Below are 16,443 nucleotides of genomic sequence, written 5' to 3'. Positions count from 1 at the left end.
CGCTACTGCTACGGGCTCAGTCCAGACTCACTATGGAGGCACTGTGAAAGCATTGCAAGGCGTTGAAGGTCATGTGGAGTGGTTGGACGAACCAAGTCCTACATGTGATGTAGGCCAAGTTCGCATTCGTGTAGCGGCGGCCGGCCTTAATCGCGCCGATTTATTGCAACGTGCGGGGTTCTATCCGCCGCCACCCGGCGCCAGCCAAGTGTTGGGCCTGGAGTGTTCCGGAGTGATCAGCGAAGTGGGGGCGGGCTCGTCCTGGCAAGTGGGCGATCGCGTGTGTGCGCTGCTCGCCGGTGGCGGTATGGCCGAAGAAGTGGTGGTGGATGCACGGCATGTGTTGCCGGTACCGGAAGGCTTGTCGCTGATCGAAGCGGCGGGATTGCCTGAGGTGTACAGCACCGCGTGGCTGAATTTGTTCCAATTGGCGGGGCTCAAGCCCGGGGAGAAGGCGCTGCTGCATGCTGGCGCCAGCGGCGTGGGCTCGGCGGCGATCCAGCTGTGCAAGGCGTTTGGCAGCCCATGCTGGGTCAGTGTGGGGTCGGCGGAACGTCTGGCGTACTGTGAGAAGCTGGGCGCCCAGGGCGGCGTGGTGCGCACCGACGGGATCGAAGGGCTGCGCGACTTCGGGCCGTTCGATGTGATTCTCGACCCGGTGGGCGGCGACTATGCGGCGCTGGACCTCAAGCTGCTGGCCCTGGATGGGCGTTGGGTGTTGATTGGTTTGATGGGGGGCCGTGAGGCGCAGTTGGACCTGGCGCAGGTGCTGGGCAAGCGCATTCAGTTGCTGGGCTCGACCCTGCGCAGCCGCGATGACCAGTTCAAGGCCGACCTGTTCAGTGACCTGAGCCAGCACGTGTGGCCGTTGTTCGCCGAAGGGCGCCTGAGCCCGCAACTGGCCAGGACCTTTGCGATCAAGGATGCCGAGGCGGCGTTTGCCGAACTGGCGACCAACCGGGTTGCCGGGAAGTTGGTGTTGGTGATTGACGAAAGCTTCACCTGATTCCGGATTGGAATAGGGTCAATGTGGGAGGGGCTTGCCCCCGATGGCGGTGTGTCAGATGAAACATTTTTCACTGATCCACCGCCATCGGGGGCAAGTCGAATCGTCGCACCGCCCCTCCCACATTTGGATCTCTGTTGAATCAGGTCCAGTGATAGATTGGCCAATCGGCCTTCTCGGCATGTTCGCGCAACACCGGGTCTGGGTTCACTACGTGCGGGTAATCGACCTTCAATAACAACGGCAGATCATTGCGCGAATCCGAGTAGAAATACGCACCCTCCAACGTCTCACCTTCCTGTTCCAGCCAGTCCAGCAAACGCGTGATCTTGCCTTCGCGGTAGGTCAGTACACCCACCGTACGGCCGCTGTACACGCCATGGCTGATCTCCAGTTCAATCCCCAGCACCTCATCGATGCCGATGCGCGCCGCAATCGGTTTCACCAGGTGCGTGCCCGAGGCGGAGATCACCAGAATACGGTCACCGTTGGCGCGATGGCGGGCGATGGTTTTGGTCGCGTCGCTGTAGATCAGCGGTTCGATGATGTCCTCGACCCATGGCTCCACCAGGTGTTCGATTTCCTCCGGCGTACGGCCGATCATTGGCTCCAGGCTGAAATCCATGAAGTCTTCCATCGCCAACTCGCCCCGGCTGTAGGCGTCCATCAGTTCGTTGTTCCTGCGCATGAACGACTCAGGGTCGACCCAGCCCAGGCGGCCCATCTGCTCGCTCCACAGGGTGGCGCAGTCGCCGTGGATCAGGGTGTCGTCCAGATCAAAAATTACCAATGCCATCCTTTACGCTCTCTCAATCAATCGTTGCATCAGGCTACTTCACACAGCGCACTGGGGTCGATGGAAAGTGCCAGGCGCTGGCCGTCCGGGTGCAGGTCATCGGCCGAGCGGTTGAGCACGTCCACCACCAGCTCCACGCCACGCGCTTCGATGCGGTAGCGGATCACATTGCCCAAAAGGCTATGACTGCGCACCAGCGCATCCAGCTCGCCGCTGCGGCTCAACTCGATAGCTTCGGGGCGAATCGCGATGCGCCCACTGATTGGGCGTTGCAGCAACCGGCTGGCCTTGTCGGCATCGAGCAGGTTGTAGTTGCCGATGAACCCGGCGGCGAACACATCGACCGGCGCGGTGTAGAGTGTTTCGGCATCGCCGCTCTGTACGATCTTGCCCTGGTTCATCAGGAAGATGCGGTCGGACATGGTCAGGGCTTCTTCCTGGTCATGGGTCACGAAAATCGTGGTCAAGCCCAGTTCGCGCTGAATCTGGCGGATCTGTTCGCGCAGGTGCTTGCGAATGCGCGCGTCAAGCGCCGACAGCGGTTCATCCAGCAGCAACAGGCGAGGGCGGGTTACCAGGGAGCGGGCCAGGGCCACGCGCTGGCACTGGCCGCCGGACATCTGGTGCGGATAGCGCCCGGCCAGATCCTTGAGTTCCACCAGTTGCAGCACTTGCTGTACGCGTTGGTGGCTGTCGTCGGCGTTGACCTTTTGCATGCGCAGGCCGAAGGCGACGTTTTGTTCCACGGTCATGTTGGGGAACAGCGCGTAGCTCTGGAACACCATGCCGATATGTCGTTTTTGCGGGCTCAGCGGCACGATGTCCTGGCCGTCCAGCAGGATGCTGCCGCTATCCACCGAGGTCAGCCCGGCGATGCAGCGCAGCAGGGTCGATTTGCCGCAACCGGACGGGCCGAGCAGGGTGACGAACTCGCCCTTGGCGATCTCGCAGTTGATATCGCTGAACACCGGCGTACCGGCGTAGCTCTTTTGCAAATGTTGGACGCTGACGAAGCTCATTGGCTTTTGTCCTTGTTCAAGGTATTGGCGGCCCAGGTCAGCACCAGCACAAAGAAGAAATAGGAAATGACCACGGCACTGGTGAAGTGGCCGCTGCTGTTGCGCATATTGTTGAGGTACACCTGCAGGGTCTCGTAGCGGGTACCCACCAAAATGTTGGCGAACACGAACTCACCGAACAGGAACGAGAACGACAGCAGCAGCGCCACCATCAGGCCTTTGCGCAGGTTGGGCAGCACGACGAAGATCGCCGCTTGCCAGGTGCTCGCGCCCAGCAGTTGCGAGGCGTCCATCAGGTCGCGCAGGTTGATCGCTTGCAGGTTGTTGGTGATCGCCCGGTACATGAACGGCAGCGCCACGGTGAAGTAGCAACCGATCAGGATCCACGGCGTGCCCACCATCGCCAAGGGGCCTGAACCGTAGAGTTGCAGCAGGCCCACCGACGACACCACCGGCGGCACCGCGAAGGGCAGCAGGATCAGAATGTTCATCAGCGCGTCGAGCTTGGGGAAGTGGTAATGCACCACGAACAACAGCGGCAGAATCAGCACCACCGACAGGATCAGCGCGCCCACGCACACCAACAATGACTGACCGAAGGCCATCAAGAAGCGCGGGTCGCTCCACAGTTGCACATACCATTTCAGGGTAAAGCCCGCCGGTAGAATGGTCGCCGACCAACTGCTGGCGATGGAGTAGACAAAGGTGCCTACCAGCGGCAACACCAGGATCACAAACAACAGCGTCACCACCACCCGGTGGTAGAGGGAGGCCGGGCCGGCTTCAGCGCGAGACATGGTAGCTCCTCTTGAGCAGCAGTTGATGAACCACCGTGACCACCGTCATCAGCGCCACCAGCACCACGGCCAGCGCGCTGGCCATGTTCGGGTCCAGCGATACATCGCCGGAAACCAGCCCCGCAATACGAATCGGCAGCACGTTGAAGTTGCCGGTGGTCAATGCATACACGGTGGCGTAGGCGCCCAGGGCGTTGGCCAGCAGAATCACGAAAGTACCCAGCAGCGCGGGCGTCAGCACCGGTAAGCCGATATGCCGCCAGAACTGCCAGCCATTGGCGCCGAGCAGGGACGCCGACTCACGCCAGTCTTCGCGCAATGCATCGAACGCCGGATACAGCAGCAGTACGCCGAGGGGGATCTGGAAGTAGGTGTAGAGAATGATCAGGCCCGTCTTGGAGTACAGGTTGAAATCCTGAATGATCCCCGCCTGTTTGAGCATGATGGTGATGCTGCCGTTGAATCCCAGCAAAATGATGAACGCGAAGGCCAGGGGTACGCCGGCGAAATTGCTGGTCATGTTGGCGAAGGCGGTGACGAAGTTGCGCAGCGGCGAATCCACACGGCGCAACGAATAACTGCCGAGGGTGGCGATGATGATGCCGAAGATGCTGGAGTAAAAGCTGATCTCCAGGCTGAACTGGATCGCTTGCAGGTAGAACTTCGAGCTGAAGATGCGCGTGAAGTTTTCCAGGCTCCAGCCGGCCTCTTCGGTTTGCAGGCTGTTGATCAGCACCCATACCAGCGGTGCGATTTCGAACACGATAAAGAACAGCGCGAAAGGCACCAGGCAGAGCAGCGCCAGCCATTTGCCGCGAGTCATGGCATTCACTTCAATAGCTCCCGGCACACAGCTTTGTCGTGGGGCACGCCCAATAGTTGGCAGATGGTGCCGCACAGATCGGTCTGTTTGGGTGCGGCCTTGGTATCCAGGCTGAAAGCATCGCCGAGCACAAACAGCGGCACTTCGCGCTCCTCCGGCAACAGGCCGTTGTGGGAGCGGTCGTTGTTCATGCCGTGGTCTGCGGTCACCAGCACTTGGTAGCCGACGTCGAGCCAGCCTTGCAGGTAATCGGCCAGGATGATGTCGGCCGAGCGGGCACTGTTGCGGTATTGCGCGGTGTCGAGGCCGTGCTTGTGGCCGGCGTCGTCGATGTTCATCGGGTGCACCACCAGCAAGTCCGGCGCGTGCTTGAGCCGCAGGCTTTCGGCGTCGGCGAACAGGTGGGAATCCGGGTAGTGGTCATTCCAGTAGAAATGTCCGTGCTGGATCGCCAGCGCCTTGTCGTCGGTATGACGATCACGGGCGGCGAGAAAGGGCGTGCGGTTGTACAACTCGCTGACCCAATGGTAAGCCGCTGCCGCCGTGGTAAGACCCGCGTCGGTGGCGTAATGGAAAATACTGCGCTGGTTGGACAGGCGCGAGACGTTGTTATGCACGATGCCGCTCTGGATCGGTGGCACGCCGGTCAGGATGCATTCGTATAGCGGGCGCGACAGCGAGGGCAATTCACATTCCAGTGTGTAGAGGGCTGCGCGTCCTGCGCCGACATAGGCCTGCAAGTGCCCCATGGTATGCCTGGCAACCTCGAAGTTAAGGCCGTCGAGCACGACAAGGATGACTGGGTGTTTCATGGGCGGCGACGCTCCGCAACGATTGACTTGGCTCAATGCCTCTGGAGGAACGGGGGGGCAAAAATGTGGGAGGGGGCTTGCCCCTCCCACATTGGACCGCCACTGGCGTTCCAATGTGGGATGGATCCCTTACTTCATCTCTACGATGACCTGCTCGTTCCACAATTGAGGCAGTTTTTTGGACGTCGCTTCCCAGGCATCGGCATCCTTGATCGGCTGCGGGTTGGCCTTGGTGTACTGCTCGCCCGGGATCAGGTTCTTGGCGATTTCGGCCGGCAGTTTCAGGTCGGTTTCGGCACGTATCGGACGCGCATTGCCCTTGGCCAGGTTGAGCTGGCCGGCATCGCTGAAGATGTACTCGCGGGTCAGCTTGGCCGCGTTCGGGTGCTTGGCGTGTTTGTTGATGATGGTGGTGTAGCCGGATTTCACCGAGCCGTCAGACGGGATCAACACCACGTAGTCATCCGGGTTGGCCATCTTGGCTTTGTAGCTCAGGCCGTTGAAGTCCCAGACAATGCCCACTTCGACTTCGCCTTTTTCCATGGTGGCGATGGTGGGGTTGGACAGGCCGAGGCGACCTTGCTGAGCGATCTTGGTAAAAAACTGCAGGCCGGGGGCGATGTTTTTCTCGTCGCCTTTGTTGGCAATGGCGGCAGCCAGTACAGCGTTGGACGCCTGGGCCGCGGTGCTTACGTCACCCACGGATACTTTGTACTTGCCGGTTTGCAGGTCCGCCCAACTGGTTGGTACGTCGGAACCATGCAGCAGTTTCTTGTTGACGATAAACGCGATGGTGCCGGTGTAGGCCAGGGCCCAGTGGCCGTCTTTGTCTTTTGCCCAATCCGGTACCGAAGCCCAAGTGGAAGGCTTGTACGGCTGGGTGACTTCCTGCTTTACCGCAATCGGGCCGAAGGCTGCGCCGACGTCGCCGATATCAGCGCTGGCGTTGTCTTTCTCGGCTTTGAACTTGGCGATTTCCTGGGCCGAGCTCATGTCGGTATCCATATGCTTGAGGCCGTAGTTCTTGGCCAGGTCTTCCCAGGTGCCTTTCCAATTGGCCCAGTCATCGGGCATGCCGACGCTGTTGACGGCGCCTTCCGCTTTCGCGGCGGCTTCCAAGGTTTTTAGATCGGTATCAGCAGCCATGGCGGCGGTGCACATGGCAATGGTCGAGCCTAACAGTGATGCCAGGAAAAGCTGTTTCATCCGAAGCTCCTTTGGGCGTTTTCAACGCGGCGTTTTTATGAACGTTTGCGGTGGTGTTGGTCTAGGTCAGCAATACCTGAGCCAATTTAGGCTCGATGGATGACAGTTTCATGTCGATGTCGTTTTTATCGTGCGGGTGTCGCTCGACGCAGGTTCAGCGTAGACCATGCTCAAGCGCCCGCAGGCGCTGGACTTGGCCGATGTATTGCAAGACGTGCGACATGTACTTGCGGTGGGCTGTCATCTGTCGGTCATCTGTAATGCCTACGCTTGCACGCAGCCACAAGAGCCCGATTGCGGAGCGTTTTATGCACCTGAACGGTGCTGGTCTAGTCCAGATAGGTAACGTTGATGCGCGATGAGGCAATCAAGGCGGTAACCTCCATCGGCCTGGCGCTGCAAGAGCAGATCGACCACGGCCTGTTGCCGCCTGCAAGCAAATTGCCCGCCGAGCGCAAGCTCAGCGAGTTGTTTGGTACCACTCGAATCACCGTGCGTGAAGCCTTGTTACAACTGGAGGCCCAAGGCCAGATTTATCGCGAGGAGCGCCGTGGCTGGTTCGTTTCGCCGCCCCGGCTGGCCTACAACCTGATGCAGCGCAGCCACTTTCACGCCATGGTCAATGACCAGGGGCGCGTGGCCTCGACCGAAGTGATTTCTGCGCGGTTGCAACCTGCGTCGGCGGCGGTGTGTGCGTGGTTGCAACTGCCGGCGCTGTCCAGTGTGATCCAGATCTGCCGGGGCCGGCGGATAGACGGGCGTTTGGTGTTGTACGTGGAGCACTATCTGAACCCGCAGTATTTTCCGGGGATTCTTGAGTGCGACCTTAATCAGTCGATGACCGAGTTGTACGCCCGCAAGTACAACTTGCATTACGGGCGGGTGCGTTTCGAGATTGTTCCGACTTCACTGCCGGTGGAAGCCGCCGCCGCATTACGCGTGTCGGTGGGCAGCCCGGGCTTGCGTATCGCCCGGGTCAATTACGACCAGCATCAGCGGTTGATCGATTGCGACCTGGAGTTCTGGCGGCATGATGCGATCCATGTGGGCGTGGATGTCATGGGGTCAGCGCCTTGATCACCTGATCCACATTGGTTTCCAGCTCTGATACCGGATCGGCGCCGTCGACATTCAGTACCAACAATGTCGAGCCGCCTTCGGTGATGGCGGTTTTCACTGCCTCACTGGGCTGGCGATGATGCAGCACGACCGCGACGTCGTTGGCCTTCAGCTCGGCGCTGAGTTTTTGCAGCGCTTGAGGCGTCCAATCGGCATCCGGCCGTGCGTCGGTGCTGACCAGCTCCAGGTTCAGGCTGCTGAGCAGGTATGCGAAGTGATCGCTCAAGCTGACCACGCTCAGGTTGTCCGCCTTGGCCAGTCGCGCTTCGCTGTCGGCGGTGAGCTTGAGCAGGCGTTGCTTGAGTACGGCCAGGTTGGCGTCGATTTTCGCCTTGGCACCCGGTGCCAGGCGGCTCAGGTCGGCAGCCATGACGTCGGCCATGCGCCCCAGGTTGTTGCTCGATTGCCAGGGCTGGCTGTTCAAACCGTCGGCAACGCCGGGCTGCACCGCGATCCCAGGCAAGCCGCCATCCACCGGGCGCGCGGCGTCGACTTCGACGATGCGGATGTTGCTGCGCCGAGCCACCGGGTACAGCGGGTCATCCGCCCACAGCGAGCGCAGGCCGATGGCGGCGTCGGCATCCTGGGCCAGCGCGTTCAATGCCGGCGCGCCACGCCCGGTGAAGTACGACACCTGGCGTGAGCCAGGCAGGTTGGCCGGTGCCGCGCGCTCCAGTTGCACGTCGGTGCCCTTGAGCAGTACCTCGGCCAGGCCATAGGTGATTGGCAGCGAGGCCAGCACTTTGACGGGTTTAGCGGCGTGCGCAGCCGGTTTGGCGGGCAGGGCGGCCATCAATGGCGTAGTGGCTAAACAGGCGATGGCGAGGGCCAGAGGCTGAAGAACAGAGCGCATTATCCAAGGTTCCCTTTAAGGCTGGGCACGGTACCGCGCGCAATGGCGGCGAGGGCGAAAGCGATACCGGCCATCAGAATGATCGCCGCGCCGGAGGGGATGGGCAGGTCGAAGATGATCGGTAACAGGATCCCGCATAGGGTGCTGACGGTGGCGATCACCACCGAGACCCAGAAGAAGCCTTTGAGCGACTGGCTCAACAGCCGCGCCGCCGCCGCGGGAATCACCAGCAGGGCGCCCACCAGGATCGCGCCGATGACCTTGACCGCAGCCACGGTGATCAGTGTCACCAGGATCACGAACAGGTAATCGAGTGTCTTCACCGCCACGCCGCGCACCGCCGCCAGCTGCGGGTTGAAGCTGGCCAGCATGATGCGGTTGTACAGCGGCAGCGCCAGGGCCATCACCAGTGAACCGACAATGGCCAGCACCAGCAGGTCATTGCCGTTGACGGTCAACACTGAGCCGAACAACACGTTTTCCAGGATATGCACGTTGATCTTGCCCGCCAGGATCAGCAGTAGGCTCGCGCCCAACGCCAGGGAAACCGACAGGAACACGCCGATCAAGGTGTCCGGCGCCAGGCCGGTGCGGTTGCGCAGGTAGTTGAGCAGGATGCCGAACAGCAGGCAGTAGCCGAACAGGCTGCCGTAGGGGCCGGTATAGGGCTCGCCGAGCAGAATGCCCACGGCCACGCCGGTCAGTGCGGCATGGCCGACCGCTTCGGAGAAGAACGCAAAGCGCTTGACTACCACCAACGTGCCCAGGCCGCCCAACACCGGGCCGATCAGCAGGCCGGCGAGCAGGGCGTTGACCACAAAGCCGTAGGCCAGCGCCTCCGGCAGGTAGCCGGAGGAAGCCCAGCCCTGGACTATCAGGCGAAATGCTTCATAACTCATTGCGCCGGGCTCCGAGGGTGGGTGGAAAACAGGCTCAGCAGGCGCTCCGGGGTCAGTGCCTGTTTGGGGGTGGCGTCGAACAGCACGCGGCGGTTGAGGCCGGTGACACGGTCAGCCAGGCGGCCGACGGCTTCCAGGTCGTGTTCGATCCACAGTACGGTGATCCCGGCCAGGCGCCAGTCATTGAGCAGCCGCTCGAAGACCTGGATGCCCGCCTCATCGAGGGCCGACATCGGTTCATCCAGTACCAGCAAGTGCGGTGCGGGGATAAGGCCTTGGGCCAGTAATACACGCTGTCGCTCGCCGCCGGACAACGCGCCCATGCGCCGCTTGCGTTTGTCCTGCATGCCGACCCGTTCCAGGGCTTCGCCAATCGCGGCGGCGTAATGTTTGGACAAACCCAGAAACGCCGGACGCCGCTGGCACATGGCAGCCATGAAGTCGTCCACGGTCATCGGCAAGCCACGGTCAAATTCCAGTGCCTGGGGCACATAACCGATGGTGCCGGGCGTGGTCGGCCATTCCAGGCTCAAACGCCCCTGGTGCGGCGTTTGCCCCAACAGGGTCTTGATCAGCGAGCTTTTACCGCCGCCGTTGGGGCCGACCAGGGCGTGGATGCTGCCCGGCTGCACCTGGAAACACACACTATCGAGAATTACGGTGCGGCCCAGCGTCAGGGATACCTTGTCGAACTCAACGGTCGGGCCGACGCAGGCCATCTTGAGTTGCTCAGCCGCCGTCATGCGCCCGACTCCTGAATCGCGCGGACCACCGTGTTGAGGTTGCCGGTCATCTCCACTTCGTACTTTTCAGCGCTGTATTCGCCGTAGGAAATATGCGACAGCGGGTACAGCTTGACCCCGGATTCGCGCTGGATGGTGTCGACGTAAGTGGACGGGAAATCCATCTCCGAAAAGATCACCTTTACGTCCAGGGCGCGCAGTTCGTCGATCGTCTTTTTCAACTGGCTGGGGCTCGGCTCGATACCGTGCGCCGGTTCGACCACAGCTGTGACTTCCAGGCCGAACTCACGCAGCAGGTAGTCGTAGGCCGCATGTACGGTGGCCACGCGCAGGTCCGGGTTGGGCGCGCTGGTGAGCTTGGCCAGGGCATCGGCGCGCATCTGGCGCAGGCGCTTGCCGTAGGCGCGCGCGTTCTGGGTGTAGGTCTTGGCGTTGTCCGGGTCGAGTTTGCCCAACTCGCGGGCAATGTTGTTGACCTGGGCAATCGATGCACTGATCGACAGGAAGGTGTGCGGGTTGACCACCTTGCCCGCACCGCGCGCGGCATTACCGGTAGCGGCCAGCAGTGGCACGTTGGCGTTGGCTTCGATCACCGGGATGTCCGGGCGCTCGCTGGTGGCGATCATGCGGTCGGCGAAGTCGTCATGGCCAACGCCGTTGAGCACGATCACGTCCAGGGTGCCGATGCGCTTGATGTCTTCGGCGCGCGGCTCGTAGGCATGGGGGTTGAAACCGGCCGGAATCAGCGGCACCACGTCGGCCTTGTCGCCAACGATATTGGTCACATAGCTGTAGTAAGGGTGCAGGGTGATGCCGATACGCAGGCGTTTGGCGGCCTCGGCATTAGCCAGGGGAGCAAGCATCAGGCTGAACAGGCTGACCAGCAACAGACGCAACAAGGGAGATGAAATAGACATGGGCAATCGGTCTTCTCGTTCAGTGACGGTGCTGGCGGGTAACGCCGGCATCGAATTGCGCGACCACTTGCTGCCAGCCCGCCGCGATCAGCGCCTGGTCAGTGAGGTCGGAAGGGGCGGGGAGGTCCTGGCGGCGGTTGAGCCAGATATCCGGCTCGGTGCCCTGCACGCGCATCAGCAGTGAACCGCTGGTGCTCGGCGCCTGGCTCAAGCCCACATACGCCGAAGGCGCCAGCAACCGCCAGCGATGGTCGCCACGGCTGACCGAACTGGCATCCTGAGCGAAGGGCGCGAAGCCTTCTTCGGCCAGTTGTTCAGGCGTCGGCAGCGCGCTTTGCTCTTCTTGCAGCAGATGGATTTCGTCCAGGGTTACCCGCAGGTCTGCGTAGATTCCTTGTTCAGCGGCGTTCAGGTCACGGCGTGCGTCCAACTGGTGGCTGGGTAGCGCGGCGACTTCCCGGGGCTCACCGTGCATCGCCACCACGGTGCCGGCCACCGCGAGGATGATCAGGCACAGCAGCAGGACGTAGAGGGTTTCGTGGCCGGCCCCGGCGGGTCGTACAACCTGTGTGGTACTCATTGTGGCTGGATATCCGCTTGGTCGATTTCCACGACGTGGCCGGGGCCGGCATCAAACAGCACATAGAATTCGGCCGACGGTTTCTTGAATGTCAGGGTGGAATCCTCGCCGAGCTTGCCGGGCACCAGGATCGTTTCGTCGTAGCCGATCACATCCAGGGTCACCCCCGGTGCGCCGCTGCCATCGGAGAAGCCGCCTTTGCACTGGATCTGTTCGCCGGGGATTTCCTTGCACTCGCACATCGGGTTGTGGGCCAGGGCGGTGTTGCTCAAACCGGCACACAGCAATAGCGCGGCACCGGCACGTGTCAGGCGCTTGAATGTCATGGTTTAACTCCTTGCTTGTTCAGCCAGGCGATGGTGGCAGGCGAGGCCTGGCTCAGCGGGATGGAACCCTGGTGCATGCTGCCGTCCCAGCCTTCCATGGTGACCCACAGTTCGGCGTCGGCGGGGGTGCGTTCCGGTATCGGCAAGGCGGCACCCATGCGGTACGGCGTGCCGAAGAAGATCACGCCGGCGGCGCGCAGGCTGCGCGGTTTGCCGATGCGCAGGTACGTGGCCTTGACCTGATCGGCGCAGGTGCCGCACAAGGCGGCGTTGAAGGCCTTCATGGGACCGGCAGGGTCCGGGCGCGGGCCTTCATTGCGGAACTCGGCGAGGGTCAGGCTCCAGGGACCGACCTGCACGTCACCGGCCACGCGCTCGCCAATGCCGGTGTCGCCGCGAAACAGTGCGGCATCGGCGAAGTACTTGGGCATGAAGCCCAAAGGGACCAGCAGCAGCAATATATTGATGTGGAAGCGCCACTTGAGCCAAAAGGTGCGCAGCGGTGAGGACGGTTTAGCGACGGCGACCTTGCTCATGGCTTGGCCTCCGACGTTTCAGCCTGCATCGCTGGAATGGACAGGGGCTTGCGCTGTTGCTTGGTTTCGCGCTTGAGGGCGTTGAGCGTGGCCAGGGCCGTGCGCTTGGTCCAGATCAGCAGGCCGCTCAAGACCATCATGCTCAGCACGAGGCCGAAGAATGCCCAGATGAGCTTGACCCACAGCCCGCCGAAGTCGCCGGTGTGCAGCGGGCGCATGGATTCGGTGACGAACTCGAGCGCGGTGCGGTCGGACAGCAGGTGCGAGACAGCGATTTCGCCGTTATAGGGGTTGAGTTGGGCGGTCTGGTACATCAGCGGGTACCAGCCCCGCCCGCCGATCTGCAGGTGGCTGTAGGCGTTGAGGGGAAGGCTGACGAAACTCGCTTCCAGGCCTGGGATGCGCTGGGTCGCGATCTTGATGGCGTCATCCAGGGGAATCATGGGGGCCGGCACGCCGGGCGCCGAACCAGGTACGTTCTCCCGCGCGATCACGGGGACAATGGGTTCGCTGGAGATTGATATCTGGTTATCGCCCAACATCGCCTGGATCAAAAACCAGGTACCGGTGATGGAGATCACCGCGATAAACCAAATGGACCAGATACCACTGAGGCGGTGAAAATCCCCCCAGAAGATCCGCGCCCCGTGCCGGATGCGCAGGGTCGGCTTGAGAAACCCTTTCCAGAAGCGCTTGTACACCACCAGCCCGGTAACCAGCGACGCCAGCATCGGCAAGCCGAGCAGTGACACCAGGTACCAGCCCCAACTGTAGCCATTGGTGAACGGTACCAGCCACCAGCCGTGGAGCGCGCGGGTGAACTGCCGGAAATCGAACGAGGGGCTGATGCCCTGGATCGCCCCGGTGTACGGGTTGACGTAGACCTCTACCGAGCGACCGTCGGGGTAGCTGAGGTCGACACTCAGGGCAAAGTGCGACTCGTCCGGACGGCTGAGAGACTGCACGATCACTTCAGGCTCGGCGCGCTTGATGGCGCGGATGACCTGGTCGTAGCTCAGCGGTTCGGCATCATCCGAAGGCTTGCTTGCGCGGATGTCCGGGTTGGCCAGCCAGACGATTTCCTGGCTGACCACCGCCAGGGTCCCGGTGACGCAGACGATCAGTACAAAGAACCAGATGGGCAACGCCAGCCAGCTATGTACCAGAAACCAGAGTTTTGAGCGTGACTTCTTCGACATGTGAATGAGGGTCTTGATCGGAGGGGGGCGATGGAGGCCCGGAAAAGGCCAGTCGTAGCTTTTGCTTACGCGACAGGCTGTATCTAAGTTAAGACGGATGAGAATGAGAAATCCCTAAGCCTTAAATGAAATAAAATGTTTCAGCGGCTGGGATCAAGGAGATGGGGGGCTTTCGCGAAGATGGCGGCCCTCTAGAAAGGGAGCCTGCTGCGCAGAAAGGGCGGGGCCCTCGCCGCAGCAAGCTCCCATGTGGGTGGTCAGCTCTGCTGGAACATCTTTTTGGCACGCTCGTGAATCTGCTGCTCGGTAAGGTCTTCCTTATGGGTGGCCAGGAACCAGAGATGGCCGTAAGGATCCGTTACACTCGCGGAGCGGTCGCCATAGAACTGGTCCTTGGGTTCGGACACCACCGTGGCACCGGCAGCGACAGCTTTTTTGAACTGCGCGTCGACGTCTTCCACATACAGATGCAAGCCGACACTGGTGTGTTCTGCCGGATTGCGCAGGGCCATTTCATCGCAAGGCGAACCCAGCATGATCGGCGAGCCGCCAATGCGCAGCTCGGCGTGGCCGACCTTGCCGTCGGGCATGTCCAGGCGCATGACTTGGGTGGCGTCAAAGGCCTTTTTGTAAAACTCGATGGCATCGGAGGCTTTGTCGATGCCCAGGTAGGGCGTGATGCCGTGATAGCCCTCGGGGATAGGTTTAACGTTCATAGCGTTCTCCTTGATTGGCTTTGCGAAGGGGTGGCTTTTTCACTATAGGCCACGCCAATCAAGGGCTCCGTGGCTCCCGACAAGAAGACTTAGCTGGGCTCGAGCAATTGCGCTCCCGGCCCACGTTCACCCAGTTGATCGTCCTGGTTGCGCAGCGGGCAGGCCTCCAGCGACAAACACCCGCAACCGATGCAGCCGTTGAGCTTGTCGCGTAGCAGCAACAGCTTGTTGATGCGCTCATCCAAGTCTTCGCGCCACTGCGCCGACAGACGCTCCCAGTCTTTGGCGGTGGGCGTGCGGCCATCGGGCAGCGCCTGCAGCGCTTCGCCGATGGTGGCGAGCGGAATGCCCAAGCGCTGCGCGATCTTGATCACCACGACGCGGCGCAATACATCCCGCGGATAGCGCCGTTGATTACCGGCGTTGCGCCGACTGGTGATCAGCCCCTTGGTTTCGTAAAAGTGCAGGGCCGTGACCGCTACGCCGCTGCGTGCAGCCAATTGGCCAACGGTGAGTTCCTTGGCGACCATAAAGCTCCGATTAAACGCTTGACCTTGACTTAACTGGAGGTTTTACCCTGCGTGGCATCGAATCGCAAGATTCTGCCTACAGCAAGAGGGGAGTTTTCATGCAGGTATTGGAGAGGAATTGCAGTTTCACTCAACTGATCGAGTTTCATATCGAACCCCAGCAACAAGGCGCGTTGGTGGCGGCCTTATCCACCCAGAGCGAGCGCCTGGCCCAGGGCCATGTCGGATTCTTGAGTGCGAGTGTGCAGGTCAGCGACGACGGGCGGCGGGTGCTCAACTATTTGCAATGGCAGTCCCGCGCGGACGGTGAGGCGGCGTTCAAGCGTTTTGAGCAGGGCGACGAAGATTTCTGGACGCTGATACGCGCCCATCAGGCCACGGCCGTGACCTTTGGTTCGTTCCAGGTGCTGCGCAGCTTTGAGCGCAGTCATGACAACGCCTTGCACTGCCGCCTATATGGATAGGTGCAGCATCCGCTCACCCTGGATATTTTCCCCGGGGCGGCGTTTGTTCACCGCCAGTTCGCCAATTTTGATCAGGCGCGTACGCGTGACATTACGGCTCAGGCCCAGCAGGTTGGCGGTGTGCACCTGGTTGTAATGACTGAAGCGATAGGCCGCGCGCAGCAGCGCGTCCTCGACCTTTTCATGCAGCGCGCCGGCCTGTTCTTCGAAGAGTTTTTTGAAGGCGCGCTCCAATAAGGCCTCGGCGCTATTGTCGGCAGTGTGCTGGCCGTCATCCTGGCGCTCGATGCGCATGTTCGACAGGCGCAAGTCGTCGCGTTCGATCACGCCGTTGCGGCAGATCAGCAAGGTGTGGTGAATCACGTTCTCCAGCTCGCGGATATTGCCCGGCCAACTGTAGCTTTTGAGCTTGTGCTCGGCCTCGCGGCTGATGGTGATCGGGCCATAGCCCAGGCGCTGGCTGTAGGCTTCGATAAAGTGCCGGGTCAGCGGCAGGATATCGCCGGGGCGGTCGCGCAACGGGCTGAGTTCCAGGCTGACGACATCGAGACGGTAATAGAGGTCCTCGCGAAAGTGCCCGGCATTGATGGCTTTTTCCAGTTGCACGTTGGTCGCGGCCAGTACGCGCACATCAATAGGAATGCTCTTGCGCGAACCCAGGCGCACCACTTCGCGTTCCTGTAATACGCGCAACAATTTGACCTGGATCGCCATCGGTAAATCACCGATTTCGTCCAGGAACAGGGTGCCGCCGTCGGCCTCTTCGAACCAGCCGGCCTTGGCGCTGAGGGCGCCGGTGAAGGCGCCTTTTTCATGGCCGAACAGTTCGGCTTCCACCAGTGATTCAGAGAACGCGCCGCAGTTCACTGCCACGAACGGCCGGTTACGCCGCGCGCTGAGGTTATGAATGTGGCGCGCCACCAGCTCTTTACCGGTGCCGGTTTCGCCGATGATCAGCACGCTGGCTTCGCTGGGCGCCACTTGCTGGATATGGTCGAGCAGCGCCTGGGATTTCGGGTCTTCGAAAACCTGGGCGGTGGCGCGGATCGACGTCGCGAGGGCGGGCGAGGGCGGTAAGGTTAAAAGCTGCATGGGCACCTCT

20 protein-coding genes are annotated in these 16,443 nt (G+C 61.4%); 3 read left to right on the top strand and 17 right to left on the bottom strand.

Features of this window, described 5'->3' with window-relative positions; genetic code table 11:
- The first annotated feature begins 43 nt into the window (after positions 1–43).
- The gene (locus tag AB4N98_RS03705; protein WP_065876940.1) at positions 44–1,006 is read left to right on the top strand and encodes a zinc-binding dehydrogenase; all 963 of its coding nucleotides are present in this window, start codon (positions 44–46) and stop codon (positions 1,004–1,006) included.
- Between the two features lie 142 nt (positions 1,007–1,148).
- On the opposite strand, the gene AB4N98_RS03700 is transcribed toward AB4N98_RS03705, so the two are convergent.
- The 6 genes from AB4N98_RS03700 to AB4N98_RS03675 form a co-directional block, all read right to left on the bottom strand.
- Positions 1,149–1,802: an HAD family hydrolase gene (locus tag AB4N98_RS03700; RefSeq protein WP_065876941.1), complete on the bottom strand. Its 654-nt coding sequence runs from the start codon at positions 1,800–1,802 to the stop codon at positions 1,149–1,151.
- Positions 1,803–1,831: 29 nt separating this feature from the next.
- The gene (locus tag AB4N98_RS03695; RefSeq protein ID WP_017530348.1) at positions 1,832–2,821 is read right to left on the bottom strand and encodes an ABC transporter ATP-binding protein; all 990 of its coding nucleotides are present in this window, start codon (positions 2,819–2,821) and stop codon (positions 1,832–1,834) included.
- Positions 2,818–3,618 carry an ABC transporter permease gene (locus tag AB4N98_RS03690; RefSeq protein ID WP_017530349.1) on the bottom strand — a complete coding sequence of 267 codons (801 nt, stop codon included), beginning with the start codon at positions 3,616–3,618 and terminating at the stop codon, positions 2,818–2,820. Before AB4N98_RS03690 ends, AB4N98_RS03695 begins: the two co-directional genes overlap by 4 nt.
- Positions 3,605–4,441, bottom strand: coding sequence for an ABC transporter permease (locus tag AB4N98_RS03685; RefSeq protein WP_017530350.1), 837 nt, complete (start codon positions 4,439–4,441; stop codon positions 3,605–3,607). The genes AB4N98_RS03690 and AB4N98_RS03685 overlap by 14 nt, the downstream gene beginning before the upstream one ends.
- 5 nt (positions 4,442–4,446) lie before the next feature.
- Positions 4,447–5,253, bottom strand: coding sequence for an alkaline phosphatase family protein (locus AB4N98_RS03680; protein ID WP_068932395.1), 807 nt, complete (start codon positions 5,251–5,253; stop codon positions 4,447–4,449).
- Between the two features lie 129 nt (positions 5,254–5,382).
- Positions 5,383–6,459, bottom strand: coding sequence for an ABC transporter substrate-binding protein (locus tag AB4N98_RS03675; RefSeq protein WP_017530352.1), 1,077 nt, complete (start codon positions 6,457–6,459; stop codon positions 5,383–5,385).
- Between the two features lie 351 nt (positions 6,460–6,810).
- Between AB4N98_RS03675 and AB4N98_RS03670 the strand changes: the two genes are divergently transcribed.
- Positions 6,811–7,536 (top strand): UTRA domain-containing protein, encoded by a 726-nt coding sequence (locus AB4N98_RS03670; RefSeq protein ID WP_017530353.1) that lies wholly within the window; start codon positions 6,811–6,813, stop codon positions 7,534–7,536.
- Here the strand turns inward: AB4N98_RS03670 and AB4N98_RS03665 are convergent.
- From AB4N98_RS03665 to soxR, 10 genes are all read right to left on the bottom strand, one after another.
- The gene (locus AB4N98_RS03665) at positions 7,517–8,431 is read right to left on the bottom strand and encodes a metal ABC transporter solute-binding protein, Zn/Mn family (protein ID WP_217856056.1); all 915 of its coding nucleotides are present in this window, start codon (positions 8,429–8,431) and stop codon (positions 7,517–7,519) included. The two genes, AB4N98_RS03670 and AB4N98_RS03665, sit on opposite strands and share 20 nt — an antisense overlap.
- Complete coding sequence (locus AB4N98_RS03660) at positions 8,431–9,330, bottom strand: metal ABC transporter permease (RefSeq protein WP_460149259.1); 900 nt, start codon at positions 9,328–9,330, stop codon at positions 8,431–8,433. The genes AB4N98_RS03665 and AB4N98_RS03660 overlap by 1 nt, the downstream gene beginning before the upstream one ends.
- Positions 9,327–10,073 carry a metal ABC transporter ATP-binding protein gene (locus AB4N98_RS03655; RefSeq protein ID WP_017530356.1) on the bottom strand — a complete coding sequence of 249 codons (747 nt, stop codon included), beginning with the start codon at positions 10,071–10,073 and terminating at the stop codon, positions 9,327–9,329. The genes AB4N98_RS03660 and AB4N98_RS03655 overlap by 4 nt, the downstream gene beginning before the upstream one ends.
- Entirely contained in the window at positions 10,070–10,990 is a 921-nt protein-coding gene (locus AB4N98_RS03650; RefSeq protein WP_017530357.1) for a metal ABC transporter substrate-binding protein, read from the bottom strand. The genes AB4N98_RS03655 and AB4N98_RS03650 overlap by 4 nt, the downstream gene beginning before the upstream one ends.
- Before the next feature lie 19 nt (positions 10,991–11,009).
- Complete coding sequence (locus AB4N98_RS03645) at positions 11,010–11,570, bottom strand: DUF6162 family protein (protein ID WP_017530358.1); 561 nt, start codon at positions 11,568–11,570, stop codon at positions 11,010–11,012.
- Positions 11,567–11,896, bottom strand: a complete 330-nt coding sequence (locus AB4N98_RS03640) for a hypothetical protein (RefSeq protein WP_065876944.1) — start codon at positions 11,894–11,896, stop codon at positions 11,567–11,569. The genes AB4N98_RS03645 and AB4N98_RS03640 overlap by 4 nt, the downstream gene beginning before the upstream one ends.
- Complete coding sequence (locus tag AB4N98_RS03635; protein WP_017530360.1) at positions 11,893–12,432, bottom strand: hypothetical protein; 540 nt, start codon at positions 12,430–12,432, stop codon at positions 11,893–11,895. Before AB4N98_RS03635 ends, AB4N98_RS03640 begins: the two co-directional genes overlap by 4 nt.
- The gene (locus AB4N98_RS03630) at positions 12,429–13,631 is read right to left on the bottom strand and encodes a PepSY-associated TM helix domain-containing protein (RefSeq protein ID WP_017530361.1); all 1,203 of its coding nucleotides are present in this window, start codon (positions 13,629–13,631) and stop codon (positions 12,429–12,431) included. Before AB4N98_RS03630 ends, AB4N98_RS03635 begins: the two co-directional genes overlap by 4 nt.
- A 257-nt stretch (positions 13,632–13,888) precedes the next feature.
- On the bottom strand, positions 13,889–14,347 hold the full coding sequence (locus AB4N98_RS03625; protein WP_017530362.1) for a VOC family protein: 459 nt from the start codon (positions 14,345–14,347) through the stop codon (positions 13,889–13,891).
- Between the two features lie 89 nt (positions 14,348–14,436).
- The gene (gene soxR, locus AB4N98_RS03620; protein WP_017530363.1) at positions 14,437–14,877 is read right to left on the bottom strand and encodes a redox-sensitive transcriptional activator SoxR; all 441 of its coding nucleotides are present in this window, start codon (positions 14,875–14,877) and stop codon (positions 14,437–14,439) included.
- A 98-nt stretch (positions 14,878–14,975) separates the two neighbouring features.
- On the opposite strand from soxR, the gene AB4N98_RS03615 reads away from it, so the two are divergent.
- Positions 14,976–15,341, top strand: a complete 366-nt coding sequence (locus AB4N98_RS03615) for an antibiotic biosynthesis monooxygenase (RefSeq protein ID WP_017530364.1) — start codon at positions 14,976–14,978, stop codon at positions 15,339–15,341.
- On the opposite strand, the gene AB4N98_RS03610 is transcribed toward AB4N98_RS03615, so the two are convergent.
- A complete protein-coding gene (locus AB4N98_RS03610; protein ID WP_017530365.1) occupies positions 15,330–16,433 on the bottom strand; it encodes a sigma-54 interaction domain-containing protein in 1,104 nt (367 codons plus the stop codon). The genes AB4N98_RS03615 and AB4N98_RS03610 overlap by 12 nt on opposite strands.
- Positions 16,434–16,443: the final 10 nt, after the last annotated feature.

Source organism: Pseudomonas sp. S3_E10 (genome assembly GCF_054667615.1).
This window is presented reverse-complemented; position numbering and strand designations above follow the sequence as displayed.